Genomic DNA, 16112 nt, shown 5'->3' with positions numbered 1-16112 from the left:
TTCTCCTAAACATTTATTATTTTAAGGACTATTTGATAAAGTAGCGGTAGATATCGTTACCCGTTACCGCGATGATCAAAATCAGCAAGAAGACCACCCCGATCAAGTCAACGACTGTTTCATGCTCCTCTGGAATTGGCTTGCCCCGCAGGAGCTCGATAAGTTCCAGCAAAAGCTTGCCCCCATCCAGGCCGGGAATCGGAATCAAGTTAACGATCCCCAGGTTGATGGACAGCATGCCGACAAAGGCCAACATGTAGGTCAGACCCATGGAAGTTGCCTTAGAGGTTTCCGAGTAGATCCCGACTGGACCGGACAATTTGTTTAAGCTGAAGTGCTTGAATAAGTTGCCCAGGGCCTGGAAGATCATCCCCGTCACCTGCCAGCTCAAATCCCAGCCCCGCTTCAGCTTGGCGGAAAATGAATTGTCGGCCTGGGCAACGATACCAACCAGGTAAGACTTAGTCTTCTTTGAGTACTTTGGCGTCAGCTTGACTGACTTTTCGCTCCCCTTCCGCTTGACCTTGACAGTCATGGTCTTGCCCTTGGAAGAAGAGATTGCCTGGCTGACCTGGTCAAAAGTACTTATCTTCTGGCCATTGATGGCCACGATCTGGTCACCCTTTTGCAAAACGTGCTGAGCTGGGGAGTTTGCCGCTACCTGACCGACAGTCGTCGTTGCCGGGCCAACTGAGGCAAAACTGTAAATCATCAAGACCACAAAGCCCAAAACGATATTCATGAAAGGTCCGGCAAAAGAGGTTGCCAGCTTCTTCCAAGGCTTGGCCGCCGGCAGCTGCACGTCCCGGGGGGCAATCTGCAGCTCAGTGCCCGTTTCATCGATCATGGTCGCGTCATGGTCGACCTTGTAGGTCACCAGCTGGCTCTCATCCCCGTTTTCATATCCTTCAATCGTCAAGTCATCAACCAGGTCTGCCTTGGTCACCCGCAAGGGGCGGCCTTCAATCGGCAGGTCCGATTCTGAAGCATCGATTCGCGTGACAATTCCAGCCTCATTCAGTTCCAAGACAACAGCCGTCCCAGGATCGATTTCACTCTGTTCATCGGGGCCGGCCAGGCGGACATAGCCGCCTAAAGGCAGCCAGCGGATGGTGTAAGTGGTTTGTCCGGGCCGCCACTGAACCAGTTTTGGCCCCATGCCGATTGAAAATTCGCGCACCAAAATACCGGCCTTTTTCGCCACGAAAAAGTGTCCAAATTCGTGAACAAAGACCACCAGGCCAAAAACAATAATAAAGGCTAGAATACTTTTCACGGCTACCTCCTAAATTCCAAAGATCAGGGCAACGATTGGCAAAACAAAAAGCGTACTGTCAAACCGGTCCAGGATCCCGCCGTGGCCCGGCAAGATCTTGCCGGAGTCCTTGACGCCGTAGAAGCGCTTGTAGGCTGATTCAACCAGGTCGCCCATCTGGCCGACGATTGACAGGAAGAAGGAAGCAATGATCAAGCTGGTCTTGTCGCCGCCAACTGGAGCCAGGTTGACGTAAATCGCGGTAACGATAACCGCGATGATCACGGCACCGATTGACCCTTCCCAGGTCTTGTTCGGGCTGATCACTGGCCAGAGCTTGTGCTTGCCGAACTTGCGGCCAACCATGTAAGCAGCCGTGTCAGTCGTCCAGACGATCACGAAGGCAAACAGCAGCCGCCACAAGCCGTGGGCCGGATCGCTGTTTCTGATTGCTGCCAGGTAATGGAAACCAGTCCCGATGTACAAACTTGACAGAACGTACACGCCGATGTCATCAAAAGTCGTCTTGTTCTTGGACAAAACCGTCCAGGTCAAGAGCAGCATTACCAAGGCATAGAATACGCCCCACTTGCTCCAGTTTTTTGGCAAAAAGCCGAAGAAGGAGTTGGGCACGGTCCAGGTCAAGGTGGCCAGGGCTGCCAGGGTAAAGTCAACTGAGACCAGAATCTGCTTCTTCATCAAGAAGACTTCACTGATGCCGACAGCGGCCAGAAAGGCAGCCAGCCAATCAATCCACATGCCCCCGGCAATCAAAACCGGGATAAAAATCAATAAAGCAACAACTGCTGTAATTACTCTTTGTTTCATATTACCTAACTATCTGTTTCATCTAATTTACCAAAGCGCCGGTCCCGGTGCTGGTAAATCTTAACCATTTCGGCCAAGTCGTTTTCATCGAAGTCCGGCCAGGCCTTGTCCGTAAAGGCAAGCTCTGAATACGCAATCTGCCAGAGCAGGAAATTGCTGATTCTCTGCTCGCCAGAGGTTCTGATCAAAAGGTCCGGGTCAGAGTACGGAGCGAACTTGGCGGTCATCAGCTTAGCGGATACCATGTCTTCAGTAATTTCGCCAGGCTGAATTTTTCCTTCGGCGGCTTCTTTGGCCAAAGCCTGCACGGCTGAAACGATTTCTTTTCTTGACCCGTAATTGAAGGCAAAATTCAATACCAGGCCAGTGTTTTCAGCCGTTTCTGCCATGGCCCGCTCAACAACTTCTCTGGTTGAGTCCGGCAAGGCATCCAGATAGCCCATGATGTTGACCTTCACATTGTGGGCCTGCAGGCGGGGCATGAACTTGTCAAAAAACTTGACCGGCAGGTTCATCAAATAATTGACTTCATCCTTGGGCCGGGCCCAGTTTTCCGTCGAAAAAGCATAAAGAGTCAGGACTTTAATTCCCAACTCATCTGCCGCGAGCGCAATCTTTTCAACGTTATCCATCCCGGCCTTGTGGCCCATGAAGCGCGGCATGTGTCGCTTCTTCGCCCAGCGGCCATTGCCGTCCATGATGATCGCCAAATGATTCAGCTGCTTATTCTTATCCATAATTAACCCTGAGTGATTTCCTTGCGCTTGTTGTCAGCCATTTGGTCAATCTTCTTGGTTGATTCGTCAGTGACCTTCTGGACTTCCTTTTCCAGGCGCCGTTCTTCGTCTTCAGTGATTTCGCCGTCTTTTTCTTGCTTCTTCAAAGCCTTCATGGCTTCCTGGCGGACATTGCGGACAGCAATCTTGGCTTCTTCAGCCAGCTTGCCAACTTCCTTGGCAATTTCCTGCCGCCGTTCCCCAGTCAGTTGCGGGATAACCAGGCGGATAACGTTACCGTCATTGGCCGGAGTGAGGCCCAGGTCAGAGGCCAAAATGGCGTGTTCAATATCATTCAAAGAAGTCTTGTCGTAAGGGGTAATCATCAAAACCCGTGGTTCTGGAATGGTAATCCCGGCCATTTGGACCAGCGGAGTCGGTACCCCGTAATATTCAACCATCACCCGGTCCAAAAGGGAAGCGTTGGCAACCCCGGCCCGGACAGTCGCCAGATTGCTCTGGTAGACTTCGATGGACTTGTTCATATTGCTCTTGGCTTTAGCAATCGTTTCGTTGTTCATTATTTGTCACCTCTGATAATGGTCCCGATGTTTTCACCTTCAACCACCCGCTTGATGTTGCCTGGAGTGTTGACGTTGAAGACAATCAATGGAATATGGGTATCCATGGACAAGGAGCTGGCCGTTCTGTCCATGACTTGCAGGCCCTTGGAGATCATGTCCAGCTGGGTCAGTTCAGCAAACTTCTTGGCGCTTGGATCCAGATTCGGGTCAGCCGTGTAGACCCCGTCAACCCCGTTCTTGGCCATCAAGATCACGTCAGCGTTGATTTCCGCTGCCCGCAAAGCGGCCGTGGTGTCAGTTGAGAAGTATGGGTTGCCAGTGCCGCCGCCGAAGATAACGACCCGGTTCTTTTCCATATGGCTGATTGCCACCCGGCGGATGTAAGGTTCAGCAACTTGCCGCATGGAGATTGAAGTTTGCAGTCTGGTTGGCACGCCAGCAGTTTCCAGACCATCTTGCAGGGCCAGACCATTCATGATCGTGGCCAGCATGCCCATGTAGTCAGCTTGGGCTCTTTCCATGCCCAGCTTGGCCCCGGTTTCACCACGCCACATGTTGCCGCCGCCGCAAACGACGCCGATCTGCACGCCCATGTCATGAACCAGCTTGATTTCATGTGCCAATTTCTTGATCACAGTTGGGTCAATGCCAGTTCCCTTTTCCCCGGCCAAAGCTTCGCCGGAAATTTTCAAAATGATACGATGATATTTAACTTGACTCATAATGCCCTCCTAATTAGCTCTAACTATTTTACCATAAAACAGAAAACTGTCTCTCCTATTTACGCTATTTCACCAGCTTAAATTTGCAAAAGTTAATTTGCCCACAAAAAAAGGATGGGTTTCCCCATCCTTTTTCTTGCTAGAAGAAATTAGTTCTTCATTTGTGCAGCAACTTCAGCAGCAAAGTCTTCTTGCTTCTTTTCGATGCCTTCGCCGACTTCGAAACGAACAAAGCTTACTACGGAAGCGTTGACTGAGTCAAGGTATTGTTCAACAGTCTTGCTGTCGTCCATAACGTAAAGTTGGGCGAGCAAGGTGTTTTCTTGGTCAACCTTGGTGTTGTCCAGCATGAAGCGGGCCATCTTGCCTGGGATGATCTTGTCCCAGATCTTTTCTGGCTTGTTTTCAGCCTTCAGTTCTGCCTTGATGTCTTCTTCAGCTTGAGCAATGACTTCGTCAGTCAATTGAGCCTTTGAACCATACTTAAGGTGTGGCAAAGCCGGCTTGTTGACCATGGCACGTGATTCGTTGTCTTGGTCAATCTTGTGGTTGAGCTGAGCCAGTTCTTCACGAACGAAAGCTGGGTCAAGTTCCTTGTATGACAGAACCTTTGGGCTCATTGCGGCAATGTGCATTGCAATGTGCTTAGCCAGAGCTTCGTCGCCGCCTTCAACAACAGTCAAGACGCCGATGTGGCCGCCGTTGTGTTGGTAAGCGCCAAAGTGTTGGTCATCAGTCTTTTCAAGAACAGCGAAACGGCGGAAGGAAATCTTTTCACCGATAGTAGCAGTAGCATTTACGTATGCTTCTTCAAGGCTTTCGCCTGAAGGCATGGTCAATGCCATAGCTTCTTCGTTGTTGGCAGGCTTGCCCTTGGCAATAGTTTCAGCAGTTTCGTTGACCAAAGTCTTGAACTGTTCGTTTTGAGCAACGAAGTCAGTTTCAGCGTTAACTTCAACGATAGCAGCAACGTTGCCGTCAACGTAAACGCCAGTCAAACCTTCAGCAGCGATCCGGTTAGCCTTCTTGGCAGCCTTTGCTTCACCCTTTTCGTGGATGATTTCGATAGCTCTTTGCATGTCGCCTTCGGCTTCAACCAGGGCCTTCTTGGCGTCCATGACGCCGGCACCAGTAGTTTCACGCAATTCCTTGACTTGCTTAGCAGTAATGTTTGCCATTTAAAAAAGTCCTCCAGGTCAAACTAAATAACAGAATTCTTCCAAAGATAGTTTACGACAAATTATTCAGCGTCGTCTACTTCTTCAGCAGAGTTTTCTTCAGCACTTTCAGACAATTCCTTTTCAACGTCGGCGTTATCTGCACCTTGCTTGCCTTCGATTACGGCGTCAGCCATAGCACCGGCAATCAAGCGGATAGCACGGATAGCGTCGTCGTTTGAAGGGATGATTACGTCGATCGGAGTTGGGTCAGTGTTGGTGTCAACCATGGCTACAACTGGGATGCCAAGCTTGTTGGCTTCGTGAACGGCGATCTTTTCCTTCTTAGGGTCAACGACGAACATTACGTCAGGAATCCGTGGCATGTCTTCGATACCGCCCAGGAACTTTTGCAGCTTGTCCATTTCCTTGGTCAGCAAAGCAACTTCCTTCTTTGGCAGTACGTCGAAGGTGCCGTCTTCAGCCATCTTCTTCAAGTCCTTCAGACGCTTAACCCGGCTTTGGATAGTAGTCCAGTTGGTCAAAGTACCACCCAACCAACGTTGGTTGACGTAGTATTGGCCTGCGCGGGTAGCTTCTTCAGCGATTGCTTCTTGAGCTTGCTTCTTGGTACCAACGAACAGGAAAACACCGTCGTCTTGAGCAACAGCCTTAACGTAGTTGTAGGCGTCGTCAAGCATCTTGATGGTCTTTTGCAAGTCGATGATGTAGATCCCGTTTCTTTGAGTGAAGATGTATGGCTTCATCTTCGGGTCCCATCTTCTGGTTTGGTGACCAAAGTGTACACCAGCTTCAAGCAATTGCTTCATAGATACAACTGACATAAATAAATTCCTCCTAGGTTATTTCCTCTCAAGCGTTCATTTCAGCATTCAACCGTTTGTCTTTAGGCACCTGAATGCCGATCGCTCTTGATGTGTTTTCTAGCGTGCAACCGCACGCTTGTCTATCATACTCGATTTTCCCTTTAAACGCAAGCTTTTCCGCCTAAAAATTAACCCCATGCTCTTTGAGAAATTTTTCCTTCCAGGTCCGGTCATGGTGCTTGAACCAATATTCCCGCTGCATGGCTTTTGACTTGTCGGCGTACTCTTCATGATAGATCATTTCAACCGGCCGCCGGTTCTTGGTATACTTGGCCCCTTTGCCGGAATTATGAGCCTGCAGCCTTTTCTTTAAATCGTTGGTGTAGCCGCCGTAAAAGCTGCCATCGCTGCACAGGAGAACATAAAAGTAATGTTTTTCCTCCGGCAATTTGGCCTCTAAAATCTCTTTAATTGCCGGAGTGTTGCTCCCATCAGCTTCATGGACTTCGATCGCGTCGCGCAAAACCAGCCCGTCACCCTTCCCGCTTCTGACTGCCTCGACAATGACTAAATTAGCGTCTTGCCCTCTTCTGGAGACAAAGGGCTGGACAGTCTTGACGACTAAGTCATGTTTAAAGCCGTAATTGATGATCTCACCCAAGCGTTCCGGCCGGTGAACCATGAACATCTTCCCCTTCATTTTCAACAGGCCTGCTGAGACGGCGATAATTTCCTCCAAGTTGATCTCCAGTTCATGACGGGCAATAGCTTTAGATCTGTCCGGGTTCAGCTTGTGACCGGCTGGAGCCTTGAAATATGGCGGGTTGACCACGACGACGTCATAGCTGTCTTTTCGCAAAAAGCTGCCCGCGTCTTTGACATTTCCCTGGTGAACCGTGATCCGGTCCTGCATGTTGTTTAATTCAACCGACCGCCTGGCCTTGGAAACGATGTCCTCTTGCAGTTCAACATCGTCGTAATGGGCCTTGTTAAAAGCGGCCATGTAGAGGCTGGCTGCCGCGTTGCCGCTGCAGAGTTCAACGACCTTGGACCGGTTTTTGATGGCTTCTTTGGCCCAGTAAGCCAGAAGCAGGGTATCCAGGGAGAAGGCAAAAGACTGCCCGTCCTGGATAATTTTCAGCTGCTCGCCCAGCATGTAATCGATGCGTTCGTTTTCCTTAAGTTCAATCATGTAATTCTGAAGCCCGTCCCTTATTCTTAGATGTGTTATAATTTATTCTACATCATTTGGAGGTTCTTTTATGCTTTATCGTATTTTCAGACCGATCGTCCGCTTCATCGTCTGGGTCTTAAACGGCCACCTGCATGTCCACCACAAGGAAAGACTGCCGGAAGGCACCTATATTTTGGTTGCCCCGCACCGGAACTGGTGGGAGCCGATCCTGTTTGCCCTGGCCGCCAGCCCCACGGAATTTATGTTCATGACCAAGCAGGAGCTTTTTAAAAATCCTGTCCTCCGCTGGATCTTAAACAATGCCCACGCCTTCCCGGTCAACCGTGAGCACCCGGGTCCTTCTGTCATCAAGATCCCGGTCAAGGGCTTAAAGTCTGAAGGCCTGTCTTTGATCATGTTTCCTTCCGGCACTCGGCACTCAGCCTCCCTTAAATCCGGTGCCCTGGTTATCGCCAGAATGTCCGGCCGGCCCCTGGTCCCGGCTGTCTACCAAGGTCCGCTTACTTTTAAAGGGGTATTAAAAAGAAAAGGCATGGAAATCAATTTCGGCGACCCGATCGTTATCGACCGCAAGACCAAATTGACCCCTGAAACTGAAGCTGCCTACAACCAGCAGCTGGAAGAAGCCTGGCAAAAGATCGACCAGGAACTGGACCCGAATTTCCACTATGAAGCCAAATAATTAATTATGACAAAAGAACAAGAAAAGGATTGAGCTGGAGTGCTCAATCCTTTTTCTTTATGCTTTTTCTACTGCTGCTACTTACTTGTTATTTTCCAGGTATTCCATGATCTGGACGGCGTTGGTTGCCGCGCCCTTCCGGATCTGGTCGCCGGTGCACCAGAGAGTAAGGCCGTTAGGGTTGGTCAAGTCCCGGCGCAGGCGGCCAACTTGCACGATGTCCTTGTCGGAGTTTTCCAGCGGAGTCGGGGTGTGGTCGGTAACCAGGAGGTCTCCGTCAAAAGCAGCGATGGCTTTTTCAGCATCTTCAACTGACACTGGCTCTTCAGTAACGACCGTCACGGCAATTGAGTGGGACCGGTAGACCGGAACCCGGACGCAGGTGCAGGTAACCAGGAGCTCTGGCAAGTGCAGGATCTTTCTTCCTTCATTCTGCATCTTCATTTCTTCAGTCGTATAGCCGTTTTCCAAAGGACTGCCAATATCGGCGATGACATTGAAGGCAATTTGGGCCGGGAAGACCTTGGCTTCCACGCTCTCGCCCTTGGTCAAAGCCGTTACTTCATCCTTAAGTTCGCTGATCCCGCCCATGCCGGCGCCGGAAACGGCCTGGTAGGTGCAGGCGTTGATGGTCTTGATCGGGGACAACTTGGCAATTGGCGCCAGAGCCATCAAGGTGATTGCGGTTGAACAGTTTGGATTGGCGATGACACCGCGGTGCTCTAAAGCATCCGGGCCATTGATTTCAGGAACTACCAAAGGCACGCCATCTTCTTGCCGAAAGGCTGAGCTGTTGTCGATGTAGACTGCCCCGCTCTTTTCAACCAAGGGCCGGTATTCCTTGGACAGACTGTTGGAAACTGCCCCCAAAACGTAGTCAAGACCGTTCAGTCTTTCCTGGCTGACTACTTCCAGGGTCAATTCCCGGCCAGCAAAGGACAGCTTTTTGCCCTTAGAGCGCTCGGAAGCAAAAACGCGCAGCTCTTCAACCGGCAGCTTTCTTTCTTCAATGCATTCCAGCATCTGCCGGCCAACGGCCCCTGTAGCACCTAAAATACCAATCTTCATTTATCGTTCCACTCTTTCTTCACTAATAAACTGCTGATAAATCGCCTTGATTGCCGGAACCAGGTCCTGGTTGTTAACCCCGATGACGATGCTTTGCTCATCGCAGGCCTGGTTGATGGTGCGGATGTTGATCTGCTGGTCACCCAGTGTTGACAAAATCTTGCCCGACATCCCTGGCATCTGCCTCATGGCCCGGCCAACCACGGCCAACATGGCCTGCTGGCTTTCGACCTGAATGTCGTCAAGGCGCAGCTCATGCTTTAATTCCGCCACGATTTCATAAAGGTAGCGCTCGATCTTCTTGGTCTGGACCACGATTGAAAAAGTATCGACCGTAACCGGGACGCTTTCAATCGAGATCTGGAATTTTTCAAAAACGGACAGAACCTTGCGCAAAAAGCCCGCCTCGGCTGAAACATGCGACTTGACCATGGTGATGACCGTAAAGTCCTGCTTGCCCGTAATCCCGGTGATGACATGAGGCGGCTCTTGCGCATCAAGTTCGCTGCAGTCATTCATGATCATGGTGCCGGGATTTTCCGGGTAGTTGGTGTTGCGGACGTTGATCGGGATGTTTTTCTGCCGGACCGGGAAAACCGCGTCGTCATGCAGGACATTGGCCCCCATATAGCTCATCTGCCGCAATTCAGAGTAGGTAATCCGCGGAATCTGGACCGGGTCCTTGATAATGCGCGGGTCCGCCACGTAAAAGCCGGAAACGTCGGTCCAGTTTTCATAGACGTCAACGTCAAAGGCATTAGCCACGATTGACCCGGTAATATCTGACCCGCCCCGGCTCATGACCTTGATGACCCCATTTGGCAAAGAACCGTAAAAACCAGGGATCACCACCCGCCGGCCCGGGTCAACCTGGGCCTTTAGCAGTTCCTGGCACTTTTTTAGGTCGATTGATCCGTCATAATGAAAACGGATCACCCGGCTGGCGTCAACGAAGTCCGCGTCCAAGTATTCAGCCAGGCAAAGGCCGGTCAAGTACTCGCCCCGGGAAACCAGGTAGTCCAGGTTCAAGTTCTGAGCCATATTCTGCCGGATCTTGGCAAATTCTCTGCCCAGGTCAATTTTGAGGCCCAGGCTGCGCTTGATTTCCATGTACTTGTCCACGATGGTCTGGAAAATCGACTCATAGCTGACGTCATAGGTAATGTGGGCGGCGCAGAGGTAGAGGAGGTCGGTAACCTTGTGGTCCTCCTTTCCGCTCTTGCCGCAGGCGCTGGTCACCACGTACTTGCGGTCCGGGTCAGCCAGAATAATCTGCTTGACCTTTTTAAATTGTTCGCTGTTAGCGACTGAAGAGCCGCCGAATTTGACTGCTTTACTCATCTGCCACTCCCGCCAAAAAGGCCGCCGAGTCTCCGCTTTCTTTGACCAGGCGGGACAAGGCCGTCAAGGTCATTTTTTTCGTCAAAAGCGCCTTTTCATTGATTCTTTCAGCCGCTACATCCTGGAAAAAGCCAGCCCGGTCAGTCCGCAGGTAAAAAGTCTGCTCTTCTTCATCAAGCAGCTGGGCCGGCTGACTGCTTTGCACGATTTCCTTTTTCCCTTCAGCCAGATCCAAGAGGTCCTGGACAGCCGCGTGGGCGGTCGGCAAGGATCCAGCCCCCTGACCAACAAAAGTTGCCGGGCCCAGGCTGGCGGAATCAGTTTCTAAGGCATTGAAGTTAAGGCCCACTCCAGCCAAAAGACTGGTCTTTTTCAGCATGACCGGCAAAACCTGCAAGGACAGCTTCTCTCCTGCTTGCCTGCCCCGGCCCAGCAATTTGATGGTCCGGCCGTTTGCCTTAGCCCAGGCGAAGTCTTCCTTGGTCAAATGCCGGATCCCCCATTGCTCAACCTGGCCTGGATCGGCAATCTTGCCAAAAGCGGTCAAGGCTGACAGGCAGACCTTGTAACAAACATCCCCGCCGTCGATGTCGTCGCTGGGGTCTTTTTCCGCGTAGCCCAGGTCCTGGGCGTCTTTTAAGCAGGTGGCAAAGTCCAGGTCCTTTTCTTCCATTTGGGAAAGGATGTAGTTGCTGGTCCCGTTAAAAATTCCCTGGAAGGCCGTGACCGGCTCCAGACGCTGAATCCGCTTGATGTTAGCAATCCAAGGAATCCCGCCGCCAACGCTGGCCTCATAGGCCAAAACCAGGCCTTTTTGCCTGGCTAAGGCAAAGAGTTCACCCGCGAAAACCGCCAGCATCTTCTTATTGGCCGTCACCACGTGCTTGCCCGCTTCCAAGGCCCGTTTAACATAGCTGTGGGCCGGCTCAAGGCCTCCGATACACTCGCAAACCACTGAAATTTCCGTGTCATCCACGATTTCCTCAAAGTCCGTCGTGTGCTGGTCATCTAAGATCTGCTCATCCCGGTGCACCAGGATCTTCTTAATTTTCACATTCTGCAAAAGCGGACTTTCCGCCTCTTCAACCAGCTTGACAATACCGCCGCCAACCACTCCGCGGCCTAAGATCGCAATTTGCATACCCGCCTCCGTTGTTTCTAATACAGGGACACTTGTTTTTGAATTAAAAACATAGTATCATTATCCGCAAGGCCTGACAAGGGGAAAGTCACTTATTATTAAACAAAAATTAAAGCAATATGTCAAAGGAGGATTGGCCATGGCCGACTATTTTTACGTACATAAAAAGATCCTGCCCGACTATCTGGAAAAGGTCCTAGCGGCCAGGGAAATGCTGGACAGCCGGGAGGCAGCCACCGTTACCGAGGCAACTGAACGCGTCGGCATCTCCCGCAACACTTATTACCGCTATAAAGACTATGTTTTCAGAGCTAAAGACCCTTCCCGGGGCCAGCAGGCGGTCTTATCCCTGCTCTTAGCCGACCAGCCCGGGGCCCTATCCGCGGTTTTGACCTGCGTGACTGACCACCAGGCCTCGGTCTTGACCATTTCCCAGGCCATTCCTTTGGCCAGTCACGCCAGCGTTTTAATGTCCTTGGACTTGGCAGGCCTTGAGGGTGACCTTAATACCCTTTTGGGCGATTTGAAAAAACTCCCCTTCGTCAAAAATCTCCAGCTTGCCGGATTAGAATAAAAGAGCGCGTCCACTGGGCGCGCTCTTATTTTGCTTTTAGCTTAATTTAATTCAATTTTACTTTTCCCGGTTTTGCTGGAGGGTGTAAAGGTCATAGTAGTAGCCCTTCTGTGCCAGCAATTCCTCATGCTTGCCATGTTCGACGATTCTCCCCTTGTCCAGAACAATGATCTGGTCAGCGTCAGCAATCGTCGACAGGCGGTGAGCAATAGCCAGGGTGGTCCGGCCCTGGCGCAGCTTTTTAAGGCCCATTTGAATCAAGCTTTCTGTCTCCGTGTCCACGTTGGCGGTAGCTTCATCCAAAATCAAAATCTTGGGATTGGTTACCAGGGTCCGGGCAAAGGAAATCAGTTGTCTTTCCCCGCTGGAGAATTCCGACCCTCCTTCGATGACCTTGGCCTGGTATTTCCCGGGCAATTTTTCGATAAAGCGGTCAGCCTGGACGGTTTTGGCCGCTTCTTCGATCTGCTCATCCGTGATCTTGTCATTATACAAGCGGATGTTAGAAGCCACGTCCCCGTAGAACATGAAGGGTTCCTGCAGAACCAGTCCTATTTTTTGCCGCAGTTCCGCCTTGGAAAAGTCCCGGATGTCGGTTCCGTCCAAAAGGATCTGGCCATCGTGGAACTCGTAAAACCGCATCATCACATTGATGATCGAGCTCTTGCCTGACCCAGTATGGCCAACAATCCCCAAAGTCTCACCTGGATTTAGGGTGAAGGAAACGTCGTGGAGAACATCGTGCTTGCCGTCATAAGAAAACGACACGTGCTTGAACTCGATTTTCCCTTCTGTAATCTTAGCGTCCGCCTTTTCCTTTTGCTCAGGTTCATATTCTTCCTGGTCCAAAATCTTGAAGATCCGCTTGCCGGCCACGATCCCGTCGGTGAAGAAAGTTAAAGAATTCATCATGTCTGACAAGGGGTTAAAAAAGTTCTGCACGTAGTTGGCAAAAGCATAGATCATCCCGGCCGGGACAAAAGTTGCCCGGAGGGGATAGCCGAACCAAACCAAAACGCAGGTTAGGGCCAGAGAATAAAGCAGGGTCGTAAATGGCGACAAGAGCAAGCCATTGGTTCTGATCAGCTTGAAGCGGGTCTGCATCTGCTGGCTGTTGATTTTTTCAAAGTCTTCATCAACCCGCTTTTCCTGGCGGAACTGCTGAATTACGTTTATGCCGGCAATGCTTTCTTCCAGCTTGGTGTTGATCAAGGAGTTGCGGGCCCGGTATTCGTGATAGGTCTTGGAGTTGACCCGGTTGTAAAGCCAGATTGCCCCAACGATAAGTGGAATAAAGGCCGTCACGATTGCCGCGGCCACCGGATCAGCCATATACATGGCAATCAAGGCAGTTACCATGGACACGATCCCTAACAAAAAGGCAGAGAAAACCTGCATAAAGTTGCCCAAGGTCATCGTGTCGTTGGTTACCCGGGATAAAATCGACCCGGCAGGAGTCTGGTCAAAATACCGCATCCCCAGGGTATGGATTTTTGCGTAAAGGACCCGGCGGACCTTTTCCAAGGCCTTTTCTCCGGCTAAGGCATAAAGATATTCATAGGTAAACTGGAAGACCGCCTTAAATACCACGCCAATGCCATAGATCAAGGCGACATAATAGACCGTGCTGAAATCAACCTGGCCGCTTTTTAGATAATGGTCCATGTAATACTGCAGCCAGGTCGGCAGGAGCATATTGATAGCGGAAACAGCCACCATCCCTAAGACGGCAGTCAATAATTCCGCCTTGTAAAGCCAGACAAAAGTCCAGAGCCGCTTTAAAATCTGCCCCTGCTCTTTGGTTGAAATCGGCTGCTGCCAGACTGATTGGAAGTCTTCATTATTCATCGTCATCTTCACCTACTTTCTGGGCCAGTTCCTGCCGCTGCCACATGCGGGCATACCAGCCGCCCTTGGCCAGCAATTCTTCATGCGTTCCTCTTTCTGCCACCTGTCCGTCTTGCATAACGAGGATCAAGTCGGCATCCATCACACTGCTTAAGCGGTGGGCAGCGATGACGGTAATTTTCTTCTCCCGCTCTTGGCGGAGCTTAGTCAGAATTGCCTTCTCCGTTTTGGCATCAACCGCTGACAAGGCATCGTCCAAGATCAAGATTTCGCTGTCATGCAGAAGCGCTCTGGCAATCGACATCCGCTGCTTTTGCCCGCCGGATAGGGAAACCCCGTTTTCCCCGATCATGGTCTGGTAGCCATCTGGGAAGGCCAGGATATCGTCGTGAAGGGCGCTCTTTTTAGCTGCTGCTTCAACCTCTTCCTGGCTGGCATCCGGCTTGGCAAAGGCAATATTGTCCCTTACCGACATGGAGAACAGGAAGTTGTTTTGCGGAACATAGGAAATTTCCTTCAAGTAGACGTCCAGGGGGATCTGTCGGATGTCGTGGCCGGCAAAAGTAATCCGGCCCTTATAGTTGTCAAATTCCCGCATCAAAAGCTGGATAATGGTCGTCTTGCCTGACCCGACCCGGCCTACCAGGCCGATCGTCTGCCCGTTTTTCAGGTCAAAGTCAACGGCTCCTAAGGCATTCTTGTCTGGTTCATCCGGATAGGCAAAACTGGTCACGTGGTAACGCAAGTCTCCGGTCAGCTTCTGCTCCTTGTCCATAGAATCAGAGTCCACGATCAAAGATTTTTCATTGAGCAGGGTCATGATCCGGTCGTAGCTGGCACTCCCCCGCTCAAGAACGTTAAACAGGTAGCCGATGGCAAACATTGGCCAGACCATGGACCCGATGTAAGAAACAAAGGAAATCAGCTGACCCAGGCTGATCGTCTTGCTGAGCACCAGCCGGCCCCCGTAAATAATGGTGATAATGTAGGTGATGCCGATGATCACGGTAATCATCGGGTCATAAAGTGAGTCGATCCGGAAGACCTTTTTATTGATGTCAACCGTTTCATAGGTCATCTTGTTAAAAGCTTCAGCGTCCTCTTTTCCCTGGCCAAAAGTCTTCAAGACCTTAATCCCAGACAAGGATTCCTGGGTCTTGTTGTTCAAGCGCGAAAATGCCGCCTGCGAATCCATATATGCATCGTGCAGGCGGTCGCCCAAGTAGCGGGCACAGAAGGCCAAAAGCGGCAAAGGCAGCATGGCAGCCAGGGTCAAGCGCCAGTCTACCAGGATCATCATGGCCAGCAAGGTGGTCCCCCCGGTAAAAATCGAGTCGATCAAGGTCAAGATTCCGTCACCGGCCACGTTCTGGACGGCCTGGACGTCATTGGTCGCCCGGGCCATCAAGTCCCCGGTCCGGTAGCGCTGAAAGAAGGTCCGGTCCATCTGCAGAAAATGCCAAAAGAGCCGGCCCCGCAATTCCTTTTCCAAAATTGCCGCCCCGCCGTAAATCTGCTTGCGCCAGAAATAGCGGCAAACGTACAGAGCCAAAGCCGCCAGCAAAATTGCCAAAACAAATCCAAAAAACTGCTGCCAGCTGATTTTTCCCGTGTCCAGCTGATCAGCCATCATGCCCAGGATCCGCGGCGGAACCAAGTTGGCTGCCGAGGTCAAGATGAGAGCCGTGATCCCCAGGGCATAGCGCTTGCGGTGGGCTTTAAAGAACCAGCCCAGCTTGCTGAAAGTATCCATTTTTTCCTCCCTCTTTTCTTTGCTTCTTCTTTTTATCCTAATTCTATCATTTTCACCTTTTTTTCTAATTCCCCTAGCCCGCAAAAAAAGAGCGCCCGGACTCCCCTAGCGCTCTTTGCCTCTTAAACCTAGTTCTTGGCTGACTGGTGCTTGATCATGTTCATCACTTGGTTGACCTTCTTGGCTGAAGGCTTCTGGCCCATTTGTGACATCATGGTTTCAACCATTTCCCGGGTAATTGGGGGATTCTTCTTAAAGTAGTTCTTCATGTAAGTCCGGGCACCGTAAAAGCCGGCAACCGCACCCAGAAGAGCTGCCAAAATAATCAAGAAAATCGCCAAACCTAAATTCATTATCGCTAAACCTCCATTGGTCTTAATTTGTTATCCGCCTCAGCGGATAGTATTCGTTAGTCACACAA

Annotated in this window: 16 protein-coding genes; 2 read left to right on the top strand and 14 right to left on the bottom strand. The window is 50.9% G+C overall.

The window, feature by feature from the left end:
* Positions 1 to 28: 28 nt before the first annotated feature.
* The 8 genes from rseP to ACYVUV_RS03895 all read right to left on the bottom strand — a co-directional run bounded on the left by rseP (position 29) and on the right by ACYVUV_RS03895 (position 7281).
* Positions 29 to 1276, bottom strand: a complete 1248-nt coding sequence (gene rseP / locus ACYVUV_RS03930) for an RIP metalloprotease RseP (protein WP_439776089.1) — start codon at positions 1274 to 1276, stop codon at positions 29 to 31.
* 9 nt (positions 1277 to 1285) lie between these two features.
* Complete coding sequence (locus ACYVUV_RS03925; RefSeq protein WP_439776090.1) at positions 1286 to 2083, bottom strand: phosphatidate cytidylyltransferase; 798 nt, start codon at positions 2081 to 2083, stop codon at positions 1286 to 1288.
* A 5-nt stretch (positions 2084 to 2088) separates the two neighbouring features.
* Positions 2089 to 2820: an undecaprenyl pyrophosphate synthase gene (gene uppS / locus ACYVUV_RS03920; RefSeq protein ID WP_439776091.1), complete on the bottom strand. Its 732-nt coding sequence runs from the start codon at positions 2818 to 2820 to the stop codon at positions 2089 to 2091.
* Between the two features lie 2 nt (positions 2821 to 2822).
* A complete protein-coding gene (gene frr / locus ACYVUV_RS03915; protein ID WP_050890309.1) occupies positions 2823 to 3380 on the bottom strand; it encodes a ribosome recycling factor in 558 nt (185 codons plus the stop codon).
* Positions 3380 to 4105 carry a UMP kinase gene (pyrH, locus tag ACYVUV_RS03910; protein WP_296226799.1) on the bottom strand — a complete coding sequence of 242 codons (726 nt, stop codon included), beginning with the start codon at positions 4103 to 4105 and terminating at the stop codon, positions 3380 to 3382. The genes frr and pyrH overlap by 1 nt, the downstream gene beginning before the upstream one ends.
* Positions 4106 to 4254: 149 nt before the next feature.
* The gene (gene tsf, locus ACYVUV_RS03905) at positions 4255 to 5283 is read right to left on the bottom strand and encodes a translation elongation factor Ts (RefSeq protein WP_439776222.1); all 1029 of its coding nucleotides are present in this window, start codon (positions 5281 to 5283) and stop codon (positions 4255 to 4257) included.
* 62 nt (positions 5284 to 5345) lie between these two features.
* Complete coding sequence (gene rpsB, locus ACYVUV_RS03900; RefSeq protein WP_270447754.1) at positions 5346 to 6107, bottom strand: 30S ribosomal protein S2; 762 nt, start codon at positions 6105 to 6107, stop codon at positions 5346 to 5348.
* Between the two features lie 163 nt (positions 6108 to 6270).
* Entirely contained in the window at positions 6271 to 7281 is a 1011-nt protein-coding gene (locus ACYVUV_RS03895; RefSeq protein ID WP_439776223.1) for a GIY-YIG nuclease family protein, read from the bottom strand.
* 70 nt (positions 7282 to 7351) lie between these two features.
* Here ACYVUV_RS03895 and ACYVUV_RS03890 point away from each other — a divergent pair, with 70 nt between their 5' ends.
* Positions 7352 to 7966: a lysophospholipid acyltransferase family protein gene (locus ACYVUV_RS03890; protein ID WP_439776224.1), complete on the top strand. Its 615-nt coding sequence runs from the start codon at positions 7352 to 7354 to the stop codon at positions 7964 to 7966.
* 81 nt (positions 7967 to 8047) lie between these two features.
* Here ACYVUV_RS03890 and ACYVUV_RS03885 read toward each other — a convergent pair whose 3' ends face one another.
* From ACYVUV_RS03885 to ACYVUV_RS03875, 3 genes are read right to left on the bottom strand one after another with little or no spacing between them, the layout of a single operon-like run.
* Complete coding sequence (locus ACYVUV_RS03885; protein WP_439776225.1) at positions 8048 to 9034, bottom strand: aspartate-semialdehyde dehydrogenase; 987 nt, start codon at positions 9032 to 9034, stop codon at positions 8048 to 8050.
* On the bottom strand, positions 9035 to 10375 hold the full coding sequence (locus ACYVUV_RS03880) for an aspartate kinase (RefSeq protein ID WP_439776226.1): 1341 nt from the start codon (positions 10373 to 10375) through the stop codon (positions 9035 to 9037). It abuts the gene before it with no gap.
* Positions 10368 to 11516: a homoserine dehydrogenase gene (locus ACYVUV_RS03875; RefSeq protein WP_439776227.1), complete on the bottom strand. Its 1149-nt coding sequence runs from the start codon at positions 11514 to 11516 to the stop codon at positions 10368 to 10370. The genes ACYVUV_RS03880 and ACYVUV_RS03875 overlap by 8 nt, the downstream gene beginning before the upstream one ends.
* 139 nt (positions 11517 to 11655) lie before the next feature.
* Between ACYVUV_RS03875 and ACYVUV_RS03870 the strand changes: the two genes are divergently transcribed.
* Positions 11656 to 12090 carry an ACT domain-containing protein gene (locus tag ACYVUV_RS03870; protein WP_439776228.1) on the top strand — a complete coding sequence of 145 codons (435 nt, stop codon included), beginning with the start codon at positions 11656 to 11658 and terminating at the stop codon, positions 12088 to 12090.
* Between the two features lie 57 nt (positions 12091 to 12147).
* Here the strand turns inward: ACYVUV_RS03870 and ACYVUV_RS03865 are convergent, their stop codons facing one another.
* The 3 genes from ACYVUV_RS03865 to ACYVUV_RS03855 form a co-directional block, all read right to left on the bottom strand.
* Positions 12148 to 13938 (bottom strand): ABC transporter ATP-binding protein, encoded by a 1791-nt coding sequence (locus ACYVUV_RS03865; protein ID WP_439776229.1) that lies wholly within the window; start codon positions 13936 to 13938, stop codon positions 12148 to 12150.
* Entirely contained in the window at positions 13931 to 15691 is a 1761-nt protein-coding gene (locus ACYVUV_RS03860) for an ABC transporter ATP-binding protein (RefSeq protein ID WP_439776230.1), read from the bottom strand. The genes ACYVUV_RS03865 and ACYVUV_RS03860 overlap by 8 nt, the downstream gene beginning before the upstream one ends.
* 128 nt (positions 15692 to 15819) lie before the next feature.
* Positions 15820 to 16044, bottom strand: a complete 225-nt coding sequence (locus tag ACYVUV_RS03855) for a YneF family protein (protein ID WP_296226826.1) — start codon at positions 16042 to 16044, stop codon at positions 15820 to 15822.
* Positions 16045 to 16112 lie beyond the last annotated feature (68 nt).

Source organism: Lactobacillus sp. WILCCON 0149 (assembly GCF_057197965.1).
The sequence above is the reverse complement of the archived record's forward strand: the minus strand, read 5'-3'. Positions and strand labels throughout refer to the sequence as shown.